This window comes from Pseudoalteromonas sp. P1-26 (assembly GCF_001401795.1).
Classification (GTDB): Bacteria; Pseudomonadota; Gammaproteobacteria; order Enterobacterales; family Alteromonadaceae; genus Pseudoalteromonas.
The window spans coordinates 22,826-39,365 of record NZ_LKDX01000033.1; the positions used below are offsets into that span (position 1 = coordinate 22,826).

Here is a 16,540-nt window from a genome sequence, read left to right on the forward strand (position 1 = left end):
TAACTACAAAAGTGTAAAGATGACAGATTACAGCAACTCACCCGAACTGAAAAACAGTGTTCTTGGTAAAAGCACAGAGTATGTAGATACCTACACACCAAGTTTACTGTTTCCTATTGCCCGTAAATTAAACCGTGATGCATTAGGTGTTAGCGAAGATAACTTACCGTTTAAAGGCCAAGATATTTGGACTGGCTATGAATTATCGTGGCTAAATAGCAAGGGTAAGCCAATGGTCGCTGTGGCAACGTTTGTATTTCCTTGTCAGAGCAGCCATATCATTGAGTCTAAGTCATTCAAACTGTACCTAAATAGCTTTAATCAAACACGTTTTGAGACGCTAGATGGCGTACATCAAGCGCTTAGCAAAGACTTGTCAGATGCAGTTAATGCACCGGTGGTCGTTACTTTATACCAAGCAGATGATTTCAATTGTTTGCCATTTTCAGCGTTACCGGGCGAATGTATTGATGATCTGGATATCGAAATCACCAGCTATGATATTGATGCAAGCTCACTTCGCCATAATGGTGATGAGATTGTCTCAGAAACCCTACACAGTCACTTACTAAAATCGAACTGTTTGATCACCTCACAGCCTGATTGGGCGAGTGTGATTATTCGTTATAAAGGCCAAGCGATTTGCCATGAAGCCTTATTAAAATATTTAATTTCATTTCGAACTCACAACGAATTTCATGAGCAATGTGTAGAGCGTATTTACTGCGATTTAATGCAGCAGTTAAACCTCGAAGAGTTAGAAGTGTATGCCCGTTATACACGCCGTGGTGGTTTAGATATCAACCCTTATCGCTCAACGAATCAAGATGAAACACCCTTCAAGGTAAAAATTAATCGCCAATAACTTTGGTGACAATAAAAAACCGAGTGGTGAACTCGGTTTTTTATTGCCTGAAGATCCGTTACAGATAATTACTCGTCTTTAAAAATACCCACATACGTTGGTGATGTATTTGATTTACTCGCACGGTACATACCAGCGGTGTTAAACGGCAAGCTAATGTTACCTTTAGCATCAATAATGATCACACCGCCTGTGCCACCTATAGGCATTAATACATCGTGGATCACTTCGTTCCCCGCTTCTACAATAGTTTTACCTTGGTATTTTACGCGAGCACAAATATCAGCTGCCACATTGTAGCGAATAAAGTACTCGCCATGGCCTGTCGCAGATACTGCACATGATTCGTTTTCAGCAAAGGTCCCCGCACCAATCACTGGTGAGTCACCTACACGACCAAAACGTTTTGCTGTCATGCCACCTGTAGAGGTACCTGCGGCGATATTACCGTTTTTATCAAGTGCAACTGCACCGACAGTGCCCATTTTGTAATTAACCGGCAGGGCTTTGTGTGCAGCTTGGTAGTCTTTGCTAGTTACTTTTTGTTTATCGAGCTTTTCTTTTGCTTTTAATAACGCTTTATAACGGTGCTCAGTATCAAATAGGTTGTTTTCAACCAGCGGCATACCTTGAGTTTTTGCAAACTCTTCAGCACCTTGGCCGCTGAGCATAACATGCACTGATTTTTCCATCACTAAGCGCGCCAAGTTAATTGGGTTTTCAATGTGTTTAACCCCAGCAACAGCTCCAGCTTGGCGTGTACGACCATCCATAATCGATGCGTCAAGCTCATGTGCCCCGTCATAAGTATATACAGCACCGCGACCAGCGTTGAAATACGGCGAGTTCTCCAGCACATTAATTGCCGCAGTGATAGCATCTAGGCTCTCACCACCCTTTTCAAGCACGGCATAGCCTGTTTCAACGGCTTCTTTTAGTTTTGCACGGTAAGCTTTTTCTTGCTCTGGCGTGAAGCGGCTCTTTTCAATCGTTCCTGCACCACCATGAATGGCGATAGCAAAAGGTTGATCACTACTGTGGCTTAAAGTACTAAATGATAATGCGCTAAGGGCAATGGCTGAGGTGAGTAATGTTTTTAACATAGTGGCACTTATATTTATTTTAGTTTGTAAGCCCAATGTGAATAATTAGGCGCTGCATTTCAAGCTTTAACCGACGAAAGAAACAAAAAAAGCGCCAAATGGCGCTTTTTTTCAGCTGTTTAAAATTAAGCTTGAGCTGCTTTTAAACGTGCTAAACGTGCTACTTGGTGAGTAGACGTTAAGAAAGAGTAGATAGGTGCTAAGTAGCCACGCTTACGAAGGTCTAAGAACTCTTCATCACTTAGTGAGTTAAGTTTTTTCTCATCAACAAGGTAGATACCGTTGATGTCTTTTTTCTCACCTTTGATTTCTACAGTTAGCGTTTGAGCTACTAGTAGTTCTTTGTCTGCAAGGTACTTAGTGAATGCTTCAGTTACCTGAGAGAACTCGATGAAAGAAACAAGTGCTTCTTTACGACGCTTAAGGTACTCAGTTTCTTCACCGTTTTCGAAAAGTGCATTACCTGTTTCTTCGCTTACAAGTGGGCTTGCTTCGTCGATTACGATACCAAATTGGTCAGCTTCTGGGTGCTTAACAAGACCTAGTGGGTAACGAGTCATAGACATAGGTGCAAATGCAGCTGTCCATTTGTCGTCTTGAATGAAAAGGTTCTCGCCTGGCTCTAGACCAAATAAAGCAACTGCTTGGAATTGACCTGATTCGTTGTTTTTAACAAATGCCATTGGGAATTCATTTGCGATGCGTGCAAATTCGTGTGCAACCACAGGTACTAAGTGCTGAGTTTTCATGAACTCAATGTTGATGCCATTTTGAATTTTAGTGTTGGCATGTTTTTCGTTATGTAAAGGCTGTACTTGTTGCTCCGCCATGATACTGCTCCATTAATTTTATAATATGTTTTTGCTGTTAGTGCCCAAAGCCTATAGGTTTTGGCAACAAAAAGGAAGTGAAAATTTTGTGGCAGTTTGTACATTATAAATTAACAAATTTACCTACATTACCAATCAACCCCAAATGATGAAAAAACAAGCTATAAGCAAGTAAATATTATCACGCATAAGCCACTATTTTTGTTAGTATATTCAACAATTATGGAGAGACTGAGGCAAACAATGGAAAGCTATCAATTAAATAAAGACTATAAAGTAAGCAGCGTTTTCATTGCTGAAATTAATGAGACTGTCATTATTGTTGATGACTTTTTACACAGCCTTGCGCCTATTTATCAATTTGCCACAAATACGGCCTATTTCCAGCCTTTTGGCAGCGATGGCACTCTATACCCTGGCAAACGAGATGAAATGCCTGCGCCTTACTACCGAGCTTTTGAGCAGCTACTTAACGAGCTTTTAGAGCAAGAAATCATTACAAGCGGTGAAAATAATTTATATCTTCACCGCTGTAAGCTTTCATTAGTTACTCAAAATGCGAATGAATTAAATACCTTGCAGCGAATGCCACATATTGATTCAACGGATGATAAAACATTTGCAGCAGTGCATTATTTGTCTCCTAAAGAATGGGGCGGCACAGGCATATACAAATACCTCCCCGAGAACATAATTAAAGTGACAGCTGATAACCAAAATAGCGTGCATAACATGATTGCTGATACAGAAAAACACAGCGCAACTCATCAAGGCTATTTAAATGAAACAACAGGGCTTTTTGAAAAAGTGGTGGATATTGAAGCCAAGGTAAATAGGCTCGTAATTTATAAGAGTAACCTATTGCACAGCGCAGCTCTTTTTAATCACAAAAAGTACAGCAATGATCTAAGCAACAGTCGTTTATCTATCTCTTCATTTTTTAGAATTAGCTAAGCTGACTAATACCTTTTTAGCCAGCTCAGTTAATAAAGTTAGTTTTTCTGTAAGCCAAATTTCTTTATTTTATTTAACAGCTCTCTGTGCTTAGGTAGCTCATTTAATAACTGCTTGACGCGCTGCTGTTTAAATTTAGCAACTTGTTGATTGTCGCTCTGCTTATATTGCTGCTTAGTGGGTACATAATGCATACCAAACAATACATATAAGTAGTTTTCTAAGTCGAATAAATCGAACTTACTGGCAAAGTCTTCGCGTACTGGTGTAAAGCGCTGCCAGCGTGCTAGGTTATTTTTTAGTTTTTCTGATAACTGGTCGGCTTTTTTGTTATCACGCCAAAAGGCTGAATCAGTTCTATCCGAAATACAGTAATGCATTTTTATAAAATCGAACGTTTGTTGCCATACATAATTCACCTGCTGATTGTAATCACCAGCAACTAAGTTAATGTCATCTCGGGTACGCGGAAAACGCTTTGCTAATAACCCCGCAGAAAAGTCTGCAATTAAGATGGCAGTTGCTTCAAGTGGCTCAACAAACCCTTGTGACAAGCCTATAGCGACACAGTTTTTGTGCCACATTTTTTCTCTATGCCCTACTTTCATCGGGATCTTTCTTGGCGTTAAGTGCTCAAATTTATTACCTAAATAATGATGCAATTTAGCGTGTGCTTGCTCATCGCTCATATACTTAGATGAATAAACAAACCCCACTCCTCTTCGCTCTGTGAGCGCAATATCCCAGATCCAACCAGCTTGGTGTGCCGTAGCAATAGTGTAAGGCGGTATTTCATCATCGCTTTGTGTCGGTACTTGCAATGTGATTGCAGTATCAGTTAACAAACTATCTGACTTATCAACAAAGCCCACCCCTAGTTTTTGCCCAATAAAGGCAGCCGAAAAACCGGAGCAATCAATAATAAAGTCAAATTCTAAGGCGTTACCTTCTGAGTCGATTAGGTGTGTAATAAAACCTTGCTCATCACAGCTGACATCTTTAATTTCTGCAAACAGGTGTTTTACAGCAAAATGTTGCGTGGCATGGCTTTTTAAGAAAGCAGCAAACTTTTTAGCATCAAAATGATAGGCATAGCCATTGATACCTGCATATTGAGGTGTCGCAATTGTTTTCGGTGCTAGGTTATTTTCACAACACGCATGTTGTTTAGAAACAAAGTCTGCGTAATCATTACCGTTTCCCTCAGCAAGCCACTGCTGAGTTAACTCCTCACCAAATATATGTGGGTGATCAAATAAATGATGGTAAAAGTTAGCACCATGTTTGTGTTTATCTAGCCAATTAACAAACTTGATTGACTGCTTAAAAGTAACATCACATTCATTGATAAAGTCACTTTCACTGATACCAAACTTTTGTAAAGAGTTGCGCATCGAAGGAACAGTACCTTCACCGACACCTATGCTGGCAATATTAGGAGACTCGATTAACGTGATCTCAATGCCACTTTGCAAAAGCGCATGACCCAAATGGTTAGCGGCTAACCAACCTGCTGTTCCGCCACCAACAATTGCGATTTTTTTTATCATTTTTACTCGCCCACTTTTTACTCACAAAAAAGCCCAGTGCGAGCTGGGCTTTCTTAATTTCGTTATCTAAATCAAATTAGAAACGTAGTGATACACCTAGCTTGTAGCGTGCTTCACCTTCAAAGCTCCATGCTGGGTAGCCGTTACGAAGCTCAGGTTTAACCTCAGCATCGCCTGTAGCAGTACCAATTTGGATACTATCTTCTTCAGTAATATTAACCGCTTCAAATGTTAAGTCTAGGTAGTCAGTCACAGCAAACTTAGCTGTTAGATCAAGCGTACCGTAGTCTTGATGCTCGCGATTACCATAGAAGTATGGTGCTTCACGAACCATATACTCTGAGCGCCAGTTGTACGCTAAACGTACGCTATAGAAATCTGCTTCATAGTAACCAACTAAATTAACCGTATGCTCTGAAGAGTCAGAGAATAATTCAATACGGTCAGGGAAGTTCTCCGCTGGAGCTTCTGAATCAACCCAAGTGTAGTTCGCTTGATAACCAAAGCCACTGTCGAAACCATCTTGAATTTGCAGCTCGATACCTTTAATCTCACCGCCAGAACCAGTACCCTTTGTAGCAACAGTCCAATTATCAACACCTGAATCTGGATCTACAATACCTATGCTTTGATTCAGAATCTGATCGACTTTTGTAAATGAAGAAATATCTTTGATAAAGTAAGCCGCGCTAATCATGCCGTCACCATCAAAGTAGTATTCAATACCAAAATCAGCTTGCGTTGCTTTGAACGGTTCAAGTCCAATGTTACCAGTAGAAATTACTTCGTTACCAACAGTACCATCTTCATAACCAGAAAGAGATGATGCAGCAAACATATCGCTATAATTGGCACGAGAAATAACTTGTGCTGCAGAGAAGCGTAAAATCAGGTCTTCAGTTAAGTCAAACGCTACGTTTACACTCGGTAAAACTTCACTGTAATCAGCTTTTTCAGTGCTTAACCCATTACCATAACTACCATTCGCATCAAGAGCATAATAATCTGACTCAGCATCTGTAGAAACATATCTTAAACCAAAGTTACCGCGAATCCCTTCTGCCGAAAAATCAGCCATTGCGTATAAAGAGATATTTTCCTCTTGAATTGTTCCGTAACCAGACTTATAAGCAATTGACGTATTGTCGAAACTTGTAATAGCAGCATAACCATCACTAATCATTTGATCTAGGTTTGGCTCTGGTAGTGTATATCCTGCACCTGAAGAAACAGTGCCTGAATAATAGCGAGACGCATCGTATGCAGCGATTGAGTCAACTAAGTTTGCAGTATAGGTTTCTTGCTTAACTTCGTGATCAGCCCAGCGGAAACCTGTTTTGATTGCTGTGATAGCACCGAAATCTACAGGGATAGTTAAGTCGAACTGCGCATAAGTCTCTTCATCTGTGTTAGGTTGCTTTTTAAGTGCCCAACCTGCTGAAGAAAGTTGCCCTTGGAAGTCATCTGGAGTAAACGATTTATTGGCAACATCAATGTCAATTACATCACCAGTTGCATCGTATGTGCCTGCATAATCTGCCGGAGTACCTAACCAGAAACCATAGTTCGCTGTTAAATCTGTACCACCTTCAGATTGTGTATTACCCACTCGACCTTTAAGTTCGAAATTTTCGCCAGCGTATTTGAATTCAAAATCAACCGTATCCGAAGTCATTGAACCTGCGCGTGCCCACGTTTGTGCCCAACCTGGATTTGCTCCTTCTCCAGAACGACGGTAGAAAGTACACGTGCCATCTACATTAACTTGTTCACAAGCAGCATCTTTATCATCAGGGAACATGACAAATAAAGAAGTATTCGCGTTATCAGCCGAAAGATCTAGGCTCATTACATTAAGGCCTAATTCTAAAGAATCAGTTGGACGGTATTGGAAAGCTGCATTGATAGCAGTACGTTCACGTTGTTGTTGGAATGTTGAAGGAACAATATCACCCCAACCAACTAATGACTCAATACCATTACGTTGGTAATTTGTTTCAGAAAATGCTGCTGAAACTAGTGCACCAAAGGTTTCTTCATCATTTTTCCAGCTATAAAGGCCAGAGATTTCAGGATCTGTTTCTTCAGAAATAGTGCCGTAGTCAGCTTTCACACTTCCGAAAAGAGTATTAGCGTCAAGATCTAAAGGCTTACGAGTGTTTACGATTACCGTACCACCGATACCACCTTCAACGAGATTCGCCTGAGATGATTTATAAACCTCAATGCCTCCAACCATTTCTGGTGGAAGTAATGTGTAGTTAAAGCTTCTATCGATAGATTGTTGATCATACCAGCCTGTTGAAGCAACTGAGTGGCCATTCAGTAAAGTACGTGTTAACTGTGCAGATGCACCACGGATGGACACTTGCTGACCTTGACCAAACGCGCGGTTTACTGCTACGCCTGAAATACGGCCAAGCGCTTCACCTACATCACTATCTGGAAACTTACCGACATCTTCTGCAGAAACAGCATCGACAACGCTGTCAGCAAAGCGCTTAGTATTCATTGAAGCTTCAAGTGAACGGCGAATACCGCGAACTTCAATTACTTCAACATCTTCTTGAACTTTAGTTTCATCTGCTGCGTATGCAGCGCCAGTGAACCCAGCACTCATTACGAGGCCGATATTAACTGCTAATAAGCTTTTCTTAAAATTTTTAGCTAACACAGGATTCCCCTTGAATCATTTTGTTGGTTTTTTATATCACTTCTGCCCAGTGATGATGACAACGCTGTCATCTAGTAACAAACCATACACTCTAAATTACATTTGTGCTACATCTTTTTGGTTAATTTGTGCAAAAAATTTACAACGAAATAATCAAGTTATTGATATAACTAATATTTAATATTGAGTTTTTAAGAATTGTTACAAATAAACGGCGCAAATATAGCATGAGTGATATTGCAGATGAAAAGAGCAAAAGGATGAGTTTTTGAAATTTGCTAAAATTTACATGTGTTTTTGTAAGCTTTAGTTTCCATTGGGCGTTTATTAACCATAACTAAAAGTTATATAAAACCTGTTATCTAACAATAAATTAGCTTAAAAAACTAACCTATTCCTAAAAGCACGCTGTCATGTACAAATTATTTTTAACTTTTTCTGGGCAGAATGAGTTAAAGGGGATGTTGAGAATAATAACCAATAACAATGACAGCGTTGTCATTTTTAATTATATAGAGCCATTTTGTACTTGTCTAACACTTTATCGGGCTATTTAAAGAAAGCGTATTTATGCAAAATCGTTTGTTAAAGATGAGAATTTAAAAACAAAAAAGCGAGCATAATAGCTCGCTTTTGACATTGAGTTTGATCAGGCGATTAAGGCGCCCAATAAACTTCAATATTGATATGTGGGTGATTCAATACTGCACGTAAAGGCATGTCAGCAACTGCACCGCCCTCTTTCGCTTGCTTGTAAACAGCCAGTTTTTCTTCACCGCTAATTAAAAGCTTCACAACTTTAGAATCTGCAATCGCAGATAAAGTTAACGTCATACGCTCAGTGATTTTACCTGTTACATCGCTTTCAATAGCGTTAATTGCACATACTAAATCATCTGTCGCAAGACCGTGTTCAAGACCTTCGGCATGAGGGAAAAGAGAAGCCGTATGACCATCTGGACCCATGCCTAAAATTGTCACATCAAAAGGACGCTTTAATGCTTTGTATGCAGCTTCACATTCAGCTACACCATTTTGTGCCGTTAATGCATCATTTTTCATTGTTACGAAATTAGCTGCTGCACCATGGTTTTGTAATAGCGTGCTTTTGATAAATGCTTCATTACTTTTTTCATGATCAGCATCAACCCAACGCTCATCAACCATAGCAACATCAATGTTTCCCCAATCAAGTTCAAGGTTCGATAAGTGCTTATAAGCAGGTGCTGGCGATGAGCCACCCGATACCATTAGTACCGCACGACCATCTTCTTTAATGCCAGCAACAAGGCTTTGTTCAAGGCTTGAAGAAAGCTCAGCTGTTAATTCGTCTTTGTTTGCAAAGAATTTTTCAACAATTGTTGCCATCTAAATTACGCCTTATCGCCTGTGTTAAACCAAACGTGGTTGTTTTCTTCTAAAAGCTCATCTGCATCTTCAGGGCCCCATGTACCAGCTCGGTATAACGATGGTGCACCTTTTTCTTGCCAACGCTCAATGATTGGGTCAATCCATTTCCATGCTTGACGCACTTCATCACGGTGAATAAACAGTGATGGGTTATTTGCTGCGGCATCTAACATTAAGCGCTTGTAAGCATCTGAATGGAAACCATTACTGTACGCTTGCGATAACTCAATGTTCATGGTTACTGGTTCTAATTGCATCTCAAGGTTATCAAGGCGCTTAGACATCAGTGTTAATTGAATTGTTTCTTCTGGTTGCAGACGAATAACAAGACGATTTGGCTCAATGTTACCTACGTTGTCGGTATAAACGTTGTGAGATACTTTTTTGTATTCAACAACGATTTCAGCACAACGCTTTTTCATACGTTTACCAGTACGAAGATAGAAAGGAACACCTGCCCAACGCCAGTTATCGATGTGCGCACGAATAGCAACAAAAGTTTCTGTTTTGCTCGCACCTTCGTTTAATTCTTCTAAGTAACCTGGGACAATTTTACCGTCTAAGTTACCTGGTACATACTGACCACGTACAATGTTTGCATCAACATCTTCAGCCACTAACGGACGTAACGACTCAAGTACTTTTAATTTTTCAGTACGGATGCTGTTCGCGTTTAATTTGTTTGGTGATTCCATTGCCACTAAGCAAAGTAATTGTAACAAGTGGTTTTGTACCATATCGCGTAATGCACCCGCTTTATCGTAGAAACCAGCGCGGCTTTCTAGGCCCACTGTTTCTGATAAGCTGATTTGGATGTTATCGATTGATTTAGCATCCCAAAGGTTTTCAAACAGTGAGTTTGAAAAACGCAGTGCCATTAAGTTTTGTACTGTTTCTTTACCTAAGTAATGGTCAATACGGAATACTTGCTCTTCTTTGAAGTATTCAGCAATTTTTGCATTGATTGCTTCAGCAGATTCACCACAGTAACCAATCGGTTTTTCAACAACAACGCGTGACGTTTCTGTGATCAGACCTTTCTTAGATAAGATTTCACAACAGCTACCGTACACTGCAGGTGGTAATGAAAGGTAAAAAACACGAGACTTATCAGCATCGTGTTCATCAAGGATATCTTTTAGTTTATCCCAGTCATCATCGGCTTCGGTTACATTCGTTACAACCGGCACAAGATAAGCTGAAAATGCTTTCCAATCTTTTGCGTTGTACTCACCTTTACCTAAAAAGTCTTGTAACGCTTTATGTGCTGTTTCGATGTATTCTTTGCGTTTGCTTTCTTCACGTACCGTAGGAAGGATACGAGAACCTTGAGGAAGGTTGCCCTCTTGATAAGCGCGATACATTGCAGGAAGTAACTTACGTAACGCAAGATCACCGCCGCCCCCAAAAATTACGATATCAAATGGATTTAACATATATCACTCTCTACATTGGCAATGCCATGTTAATCGACTCATGCAGTATGGCAGTGCGTGTTGTTATCTGGTTGATTGGCTGTGTTAGATGATCCCTTTAACAAAGCCTGTTGAATTTGTTGTAAGTAGTTTACTCATTATTCTTATGTTGGCTGAAGTAAATGAGTCTTAGGGGCTCTGTAAATCCTCTCACAAAAATACAGGCCCTAAGAACTCCAGCGCTACCCGTTCAAAGGTATTCGGTTTGCAGCTGTTGCTGCGAATCTATTACTGCTTACGATGTGTTTTATAGTAAGCGATCAGTCCGTTGGTTGAGCTGTCGTGTGGATGACTTACTTCGTCATCAAATAATTCAGCTTCAATTTTAGAGGCAAGTCCCTTACCTAGCTCTACACCCCATTGGTCAAATGAACAGATTTCTAAGATAATGCCTTGGCAGAAGATCTTGTGCTCATAAAGCGCAATTAAACGTCCTACCGTTTTCGCATCAACTTTATCTAACAACATTGACGTTGTTGGGCGATTGCCTTGGTGAATCTTATGATTCAATAATTCTGCAATTTCTGCTTCAGATTTACCTTTTGCGGTTAAATCTGCAGTTACTTGCTCTGCATCAACACCAGCCATCATCGCTTCGGTTTGTGCAAAGAAGTTTGATAATAAAATATCATGGTGCTTACCAACATTGACTTGCGGCTCAATTGAGGCAATAAAGTCAGCAGGTACAATTACATTACCTTGGTGCAGACATTGGTAAAAAGCATGTTGGCCATTAATACCTGTCATCCCCCAAATAATTGGAACCGTCGTGTAAGGAACCGTTTCACCAGCAAAAGTAACGTGTTTACCGTTACTTTCCATCTCACCTTGCTGTAAATACGCAGGTAACATGTGTAGTGCTTGGTCATACGGTAAAATAGCTTGTGCCGTATAACCTAAAAAGCTAGTGTTCCAAACACTTAAAAGCGCCATTAACAATGGTACGTTATTTTCAAATTCAGCATTTTTAAAATGCTCATCAATTTCAAACGCACCTTCTAGGATCTCTTCGAACGTGTCGAAGCCTAGGTACAGGGCGATTGGTAATCCTATCGCACTCCATAAAGAAAAGCGACCGCCTACCCAATCCCACATTGTGAATACGTTTTCATCAGCAATACCAAATGCCGCTGTTTTTTCTAAATTGGTGCTTACAGCTACAAAGTGCTTAGCAATATGTTCTTGCGCTTGTGCTGTTTGTAAAAACCACTCAACAGCCGATTTAGCGTTAGTCATGGTTTCTGAGGTTGTAAATGTTTTAGATGAGATAACAAATAATGTTGTCTCAACATCTAACCCCTGTAAAACAGATGCAATTTGAACACCATCAACATTTGATACATAGTGAACATTTAATGTGTCGTCAGCATAAGCAGCAAGTGCTTCGGTTGCCATTTGCGGACCAAGGTTTGAACCACCTACACCAATAGCAACAACATCTTTTACAGCTTTACCTGTGTAGCCTAACCACTCGCCACTGCGTACTTTGCCAACAAAGGCTTTCATTTTAGCAAGCTCAGCGTTAACAGCGTCTGTTACGTTTTCACCATCAACCATTACAGCTGTGTTAGCGCGGTTACGTAAAGCAGTATGAAGTACAGCACGGTCTTCAGTAATGTTAATTTTCTCACCACTGAACATCTTGTCGCGCCATGCGCTGATATCGCACTCTTTCGCTAAAGCAATTAATTGTTCAAAAACAGTTTTATCAATTTGTTGTTTTGAGTAATCGAATAATACACCTGGGATCTGAGCAGAGAATTGCTCGAAACGCGTGCTATCTTTGGCAAATAAATCTTTAAGATGAATTTGTTTCATCTTCTTGGTACTTTCAGATAGTGCTTGCCAACTAGCTAATTGCGAACGGCTGCTCATATATATAATCCCCTCAAAACTTGCAACAAACTGATTTTTAACTATCTTTTTATTAATGTTGAATAAAGACAGCAATTAAAAATACGATGAAAATTAACACTAAGTTAAAATGACAACGCTGTCAATGTTCTACTTTTACATTTTATAGTCGAGATAATAGCGCAATTTTTCTCTTTTGACACCGGTATCATAAAAATTATCTCAATTATTTTACTGCTAATTTGGTAGAACATTAGATACACTAACCAACTTATATTAAATATTAATGTACCTATTAAGAAAAAGCGCTCTGGTGAACACTTTTCGATATTATTATAATACAAATATAACTAACTATAAAGTAACAGTATGAAAGTAACCATAAATGATGTAGCCAAGCTCGCTGGTGTTTCAATGAAAACCGTATCGCGAGTAATTAATAAAGAGCCATCGGTCAGAAAAAAAACGTACGACATAGTGATGGACGCTGTTAACACGTTGAACTATCAACCAAACCTTGCAGCTCGTAACCTAGCAGGCACATCGTCTTTTACTGTTGGTTTAGTTTATGACAACCCGAATGCTTATTATGTCATCGATATGCAAAATGGTGTGTTGTCGCGCTGTAAAGAAGAAGGCTATGAGCTGGTGATTCATCCATGTAACTACCTTGATGGCAACATGGAAGAAGACTTTAAAACCATGATCAAGCGCTCTCGCTTAGCAGGCCTTGTATTAACGCCACCGCTGTCAGAGCAAAATAGCATTATCGATATGCTTGATGAAATGGGCATCCATTATGTACGCGTACTCTCGGGTCGCCCTACAGAAGAAGATCAAGACACTTGTATCTATGTGAACGACTACGCCGCTGCGTACGAAATTACTTCTCACCTACTCTCCCTTGGCCACAAAAACATTGGTTTTTTATGTGGTGACAAAGAGCATAAATCAACAACTGAACGCTTAGAGGGTTACCAGGCTGCATTAAAAGATCACAGCATCTCGATGAATGATGAGCTGATCTACGAAGGCCAGTATTCTTTCGAATCAGGTGTAGAAGGTGCAAAAGCATTATTAGGTGAGAATAACCCGAAAAACATAACTGCCCTTCTTGGCGGTAACGATGAAATGGCAGCTGGCGCGTTATTCGCCTCACGCTTAATGGGAATTGAAATTCCACAGCAGTTATCAATCACCGGCTTCGAGGACTCACCGTTCTCTCGTCAGACTTGGCCTAAACTCACTACAGCCCATCAGGCGAATGATGTGATTTCGCAGCATGCAGCGCGTTTACTGTTTAGAAAAACCCGTGGCGCACGTAATCAAGATAAAGACATCATCACGACCTTTACCCCTTCATTAGTGGTACGGGAAAGCTCAGGCCCAACAACGGCCTAGTTTATACAAGTTACGAAAAAGCCGCTCTATAGCGGCTTTTTTAATGACTGAATTGATATTACTTATTAAAGCAATGCTAAACCGCCATTTAAGTTATAAACGTTTTCAAACCCTAACTGCGACAAATTATTTGCCGCTTGTTTAGAACGATTACCACTTCGGCAAACCAAAATGTAGCTATGGTCTTTATCAAGCTGCCCTTGCACGATAGCGTTTGCCATACGGCTCAGTGGAATGTTGATCACTTTGCTATCAGCAACTGTGAATATTTCAGCCAAATTATTCGCACCATGTTCATACGGTTCGCGAGTATCAATTAAGTAAGTGGCTTTATCGTTTAGCATTACTTTAGCATCACTTGCAGCAAGCTGTTTCATTGGTGCACTTTCAAGTGTTTCAACATAGCCACATAGAGAATGACTTACAGTATGCTTTTGCTCATCCGCTTGTTGCTTTAATTCAACAAACTCATCATCTGATACTTGTTCACTTAATAGTTTTGCTAATAACGGTGTCGTTGCCTTTTGTGCATGCCAATCCATAGCAAAACATTGCTGATAATCATGCCCTGAACAAATTACCGTAGAATCTTGCACTGCCATAGCAAGCTGTTTTAATGACTGAGCCATTTTCGCAGCATCGCCACCGCTAATTGCTGTGTTACCTAAGCCACCTGGTAGGATTAAATCACCACAGAAGCAATAGCTGATATCACCGCTTTGTGTATCTGACAATAAATAGCTAACACTATCGTCACTATGACCCGGTGTCGCTACTTTAGTTAAGCGTGCATCGCTTAATTCGATGGTTGCTGAATCTTTAGGCCAGCCAAGTTCATCTATTTCATTAGCAACAAAACGTTCTGCGAGCTCTTTTGATAATAAACAACGAGCCGATAAACGCTCTTGGTGATTATGGGTATCTAAAATCGCTTTTACTGATAGACCTTGTGTCGCGACAATTTTCGCCATACGCGGAATAAGCTCGATAATAGGATCAATCACCACTGCGTTTTTATCGCTGTCTACATATAGCCAACAGCACGCGGCTTGATGACGTAGCTGTGTTAAGCCAATCGCACACACTTCGTGTTGAGGCGATGTACTATCAGATACAACTAAGCAGTTTGCTTCAAGAATCGGCTTTAAAGAACGGATTTTATCGCAAGCAAAGTCAATCTCTTGCTGATTCACAGCAGGGCCAAACGACATACGTATCGCGTTTTCACTTTGCCAATCACTGGCTCCCATCGCGTCTAAAACAAAACTACGATTTGCGCCTGAGCTACATGCAGAACCGCCACTAACACGGATACCCGCCGCATCAAATAAGTCCATCACTTCTTTACTGGTTAATTCGTTCACAGCAAAGTTTAATGTTGTTGGCACTGAATGCTCGAAACTGTGATTAAACGTGATGCTGCCAAAGGTGTCTGTTAATGCAGCTAATAATTGCTCGCGAAAAGCATGTAGCTGCTCAATTGGCTTGAATGTTTGGTTTTGTTTATCAAGTAATAACGAGAACAACTTATTTAAACCGGCAATGCCCGGTAAATTTTCTGTACCAGATCGCATCCCGCTTTCTTGGCCGCCACCAGCAATAAATGGTGTATACGCACTGCCTTTACGAATATAAAGTACGCCAATACCTTTAGGGGCATACAATTTATGGCCAGAGAATGGAGCATAATCAATGGTTGTTTGGCTTAGCGCTAAGTTGGTTTTACCTAATGCTTGTACGCAGTCAACCATCCAAGCCACATGGCTGTTTTCACTACGAATGACTTGCTCAATAGCGCTTAAATCTTGGAATACACCGGTTTCGTTGTTTACTGCCATAGTACAGATCATCAGTGCATTCGCAGCATGTTTACGAATAAACTCGAGGTCTAAAATACCGTTTTTATCTACTGGAATAGCTAATACCTGTGCGTTTATATCAAGCACGCAGTTCCAATGTTTTAGGGTATTTGGCACCGCTTTATGCTCAGTTGCCCCATAAAGTAATACAGGGTTTTCGATTTGGTGATTTTTTGCAGCAATAAGCGTAGAAACAACCGCCGTTTGAATACCTTCTGTTGCACCAGAGGTAAATAAAATATCACCATCGGTTGCGCCAATGACTTCACGCGCTTTGTTACGCGTTTGTTCTAATAAGTGTTTTGCTTGAATACCCGTAATATGAGAGCTTGATGGATTACCAAAACAGACTTGCATCGTGTGCGAAACCACATCGGCAATTTCAGGAAGTACAGGAGTCGTTGCATTCGCATCTAAATAAATTTGCTGATTAGCATCGTCAGGAAGGTAAAAATTTGCCATGTAAAACGCACCATATTACTAAAAGATATATCTTATAACCTATTTTACATTTTTCACGGCTAAATTATAATAATCAATTAGTCAGTAAAGTGCGTTTTCTATA

General features: G+C 40.2%; 11 protein-coding genes. 3 read left to right on the plus strand and 8 right to left on the minus strand.

Annotation, left to right across the window (positions count from 1 at the left end; genetic code table 11):
• Positions 1-19 precede the first annotated feature (19 nt).
• Positions 20-865: an NADPH-dependent 7-cyano-7-deazaguanine reductase QueF gene (queF, locus tag AN394_RS15235; protein WP_055021917.1), complete on the plus strand. Its 846-nt coding sequence runs from the start codon at positions 20-22 to the stop codon at positions 863-865.
• Between the two features lie 68 nt (positions 866-933).
• Here queF and AN394_RS15240 read toward each other — a convergent pair whose 3' ends face one another.
• Both AN394_RS15240 and AN394_RS15245 read right to left on the minus strand, forming a co-directional pair.
• Positions 934-1,968 carry an isoaspartyl peptidase/L-asparaginase family protein gene (locus AN394_RS15240; RefSeq protein ID WP_054563615.1) on the minus strand — a complete coding sequence of 345 codons (1,035 nt, stop codon included), beginning with the start codon at positions 1,966-1,968 and terminating at the stop codon, positions 934-936.
• 125 nt (positions 1,969-2,093) lie between these two features.
• Positions 2,094-2,798, minus strand: a complete 705-nt coding sequence (locus tag AN394_RS15245; protein WP_054563614.1) for a SapC family protein — start codon at positions 2,796-2,798, stop codon at positions 2,094-2,096.
• 243 nt (positions 2,799-3,041) lie between these two features.
• Here AN394_RS15245 and AN394_RS15250 point away from each other — a divergent pair, with 243 nt between their 5' ends.
• The gene (locus tag AN394_RS15250) at positions 3,042-3,752 is read left to right on the plus strand and encodes a DUF6445 family protein (RefSeq protein ID WP_055021918.1); all 711 of its coding nucleotides are present in this window, start codon (positions 3,042-3,044) and stop codon (positions 3,750-3,752) included.
• A 38-nt stretch (positions 3,753-3,790) separates the two neighbouring features.
• Here AN394_RS15250 and AN394_RS15255 read toward each other — a convergent pair whose 3' ends face one another.
• From AN394_RS15255 to pgi, 5 genes are all read right to left on the minus strand, one after another.
• On the minus strand, positions 3,791-5,302 hold the full coding sequence (locus AN394_RS15255; protein WP_055021919.1) for a tryptophan halogenase family protein: 1,512 nt from the start codon (positions 5,300-5,302) through the stop codon (positions 3,791-3,793).
• A 76-nt stretch (positions 5,303-5,378) separates the two neighbouring features.
• Positions 5,379-7,976, minus strand: coding sequence for a TonB-dependent receptor (locus tag AN394_RS15260; protein ID WP_152968941.1), 2,598 nt, complete (start codon positions 7,974-7,976; stop codon positions 5,379-5,381).
• Positions 7,977-8,633: 657 nt separating this feature from the next.
• Positions 8,634-9,344 (minus strand): 6-phosphogluconolactonase, encoded by a 711-nt coding sequence (gene pgl, locus AN394_RS15265; protein ID WP_055021920.1) that lies wholly within the window; start codon positions 9,342-9,344, stop codon positions 8,634-8,636.
• A 5-nt stretch (positions 9,345-9,349) separates the two neighbouring features.
• Positions 9,350-10,822: a glucose-6-phosphate dehydrogenase gene (gene zwf, locus AN394_RS15270; protein WP_054563610.1), complete on the minus strand. Its 1,473-nt coding sequence runs from the start codon at positions 10,820-10,822 to the stop codon at positions 9,350-9,352.
• A gap of 267 nt (positions 10,823-11,089) precedes the next feature.
• Positions 11,090-12,736, minus strand: a complete 1,647-nt coding sequence (gene pgi / locus AN394_RS15275; RefSeq protein ID WP_055021921.1) for a glucose-6-phosphate isomerase — start codon at positions 12,734-12,736, stop codon at positions 11,090-11,092.
• Positions 12,737-13,084: 348 nt separating this feature from the next.
• Between pgi and AN394_RS15280 the strand changes: the two genes are divergently transcribed.
• Positions 13,085-14,116, plus strand: coding sequence for a LacI family DNA-binding transcriptional regulator (locus AN394_RS15280; RefSeq protein WP_054563608.1), 1,032 nt, complete (start codon positions 13,085-13,087; stop codon positions 14,114-14,116).
• A gap of 65 nt (positions 14,117-14,181) precedes the next feature.
• Here AN394_RS15280 and AN394_RS15285 read toward each other — a convergent pair whose 3' ends face one another.
• Complete coding sequence (locus AN394_RS15285) at positions 14,182-16,437, minus strand: aminotransferase class V-fold PLP-dependent enzyme (protein ID WP_055021922.1); 2,256 nt, start codon at positions 16,435-16,437, stop codon at positions 14,182-14,184.
• Positions 16,438-16,540: the final 103 nt, after the last annotated feature.

What these genes read in the sequence shown, in the direction of transcription:
- pgl (WP_055021920.1), bottom strand. Translation starts at nt 9,344, where the DNA reads ATGGCAACAATTGTTGAAAAATTCTTTGCAAACAAAGACGAATTAACA.
- queF (WP_055021917.1), top strand. Translation starts at nt 20, where the DNA reads ATGACAGATTACAGCAACTCACCCGAACTGAAAAACAGTGTTCTTGGT.
- AN394_RS15280 (WP_054563608.1), top strand. Translation starts at nt 13,085, where the DNA reads ATGAAAGTAACCATAAATGATGTAGCCAAGCTCGCTGGTGTTTCAATG.
- zwf (WP_054563610.1), bottom strand. Translation starts at nt 10,822, where the DNA reads ATGTTAAATCCATTTGATATCGTAATTTTTGGGGGCGGCGGTGATCTT.
- AN394_RS15255 (WP_055021919.1), bottom strand. Translation starts at nt 5,302, where the DNA reads ATGATAAAAAAAATCGCAATTGTTGGTGGCGGAACAGCAGGTTGGTTA.
- AN394_RS15250 (WP_055021918.1), top strand. Translation starts at nt 3,042, where the DNA reads ATGGAAAGCTATCAATTAAATAAAGACTATAAAGTAAGCAGCGTTTTC.
- AN394_RS15240 (WP_054563615.1), bottom strand. Translation starts at nt 1,968, where the DNA reads ATGTTAAAAACATTACTCACCTCAGCCATTGCCCTTAGCGCATTATCA.
- AN394_RS15245 (WP_054563614.1), bottom strand. Translation starts at nt 2,798, where the DNA reads ATGGCGGAGCAACAAGTACAGCCTTTACATAACGAAAAACATGCCAAC.
- pgi (WP_055021921.1), bottom strand. Translation starts at nt 12,736, where the DNA reads ATGAGCAGCCGTTCGCAATTAGCTAGTTGGCAAGCACTATCTGAAAGT.
- AN394_RS15285 (WP_055021922.1), bottom strand. Translation starts at nt 16,437, where the DNA reads ATGGCAAATTTTTACCTTCCTGACGATGCTAATCAGCAAATTTATTTA.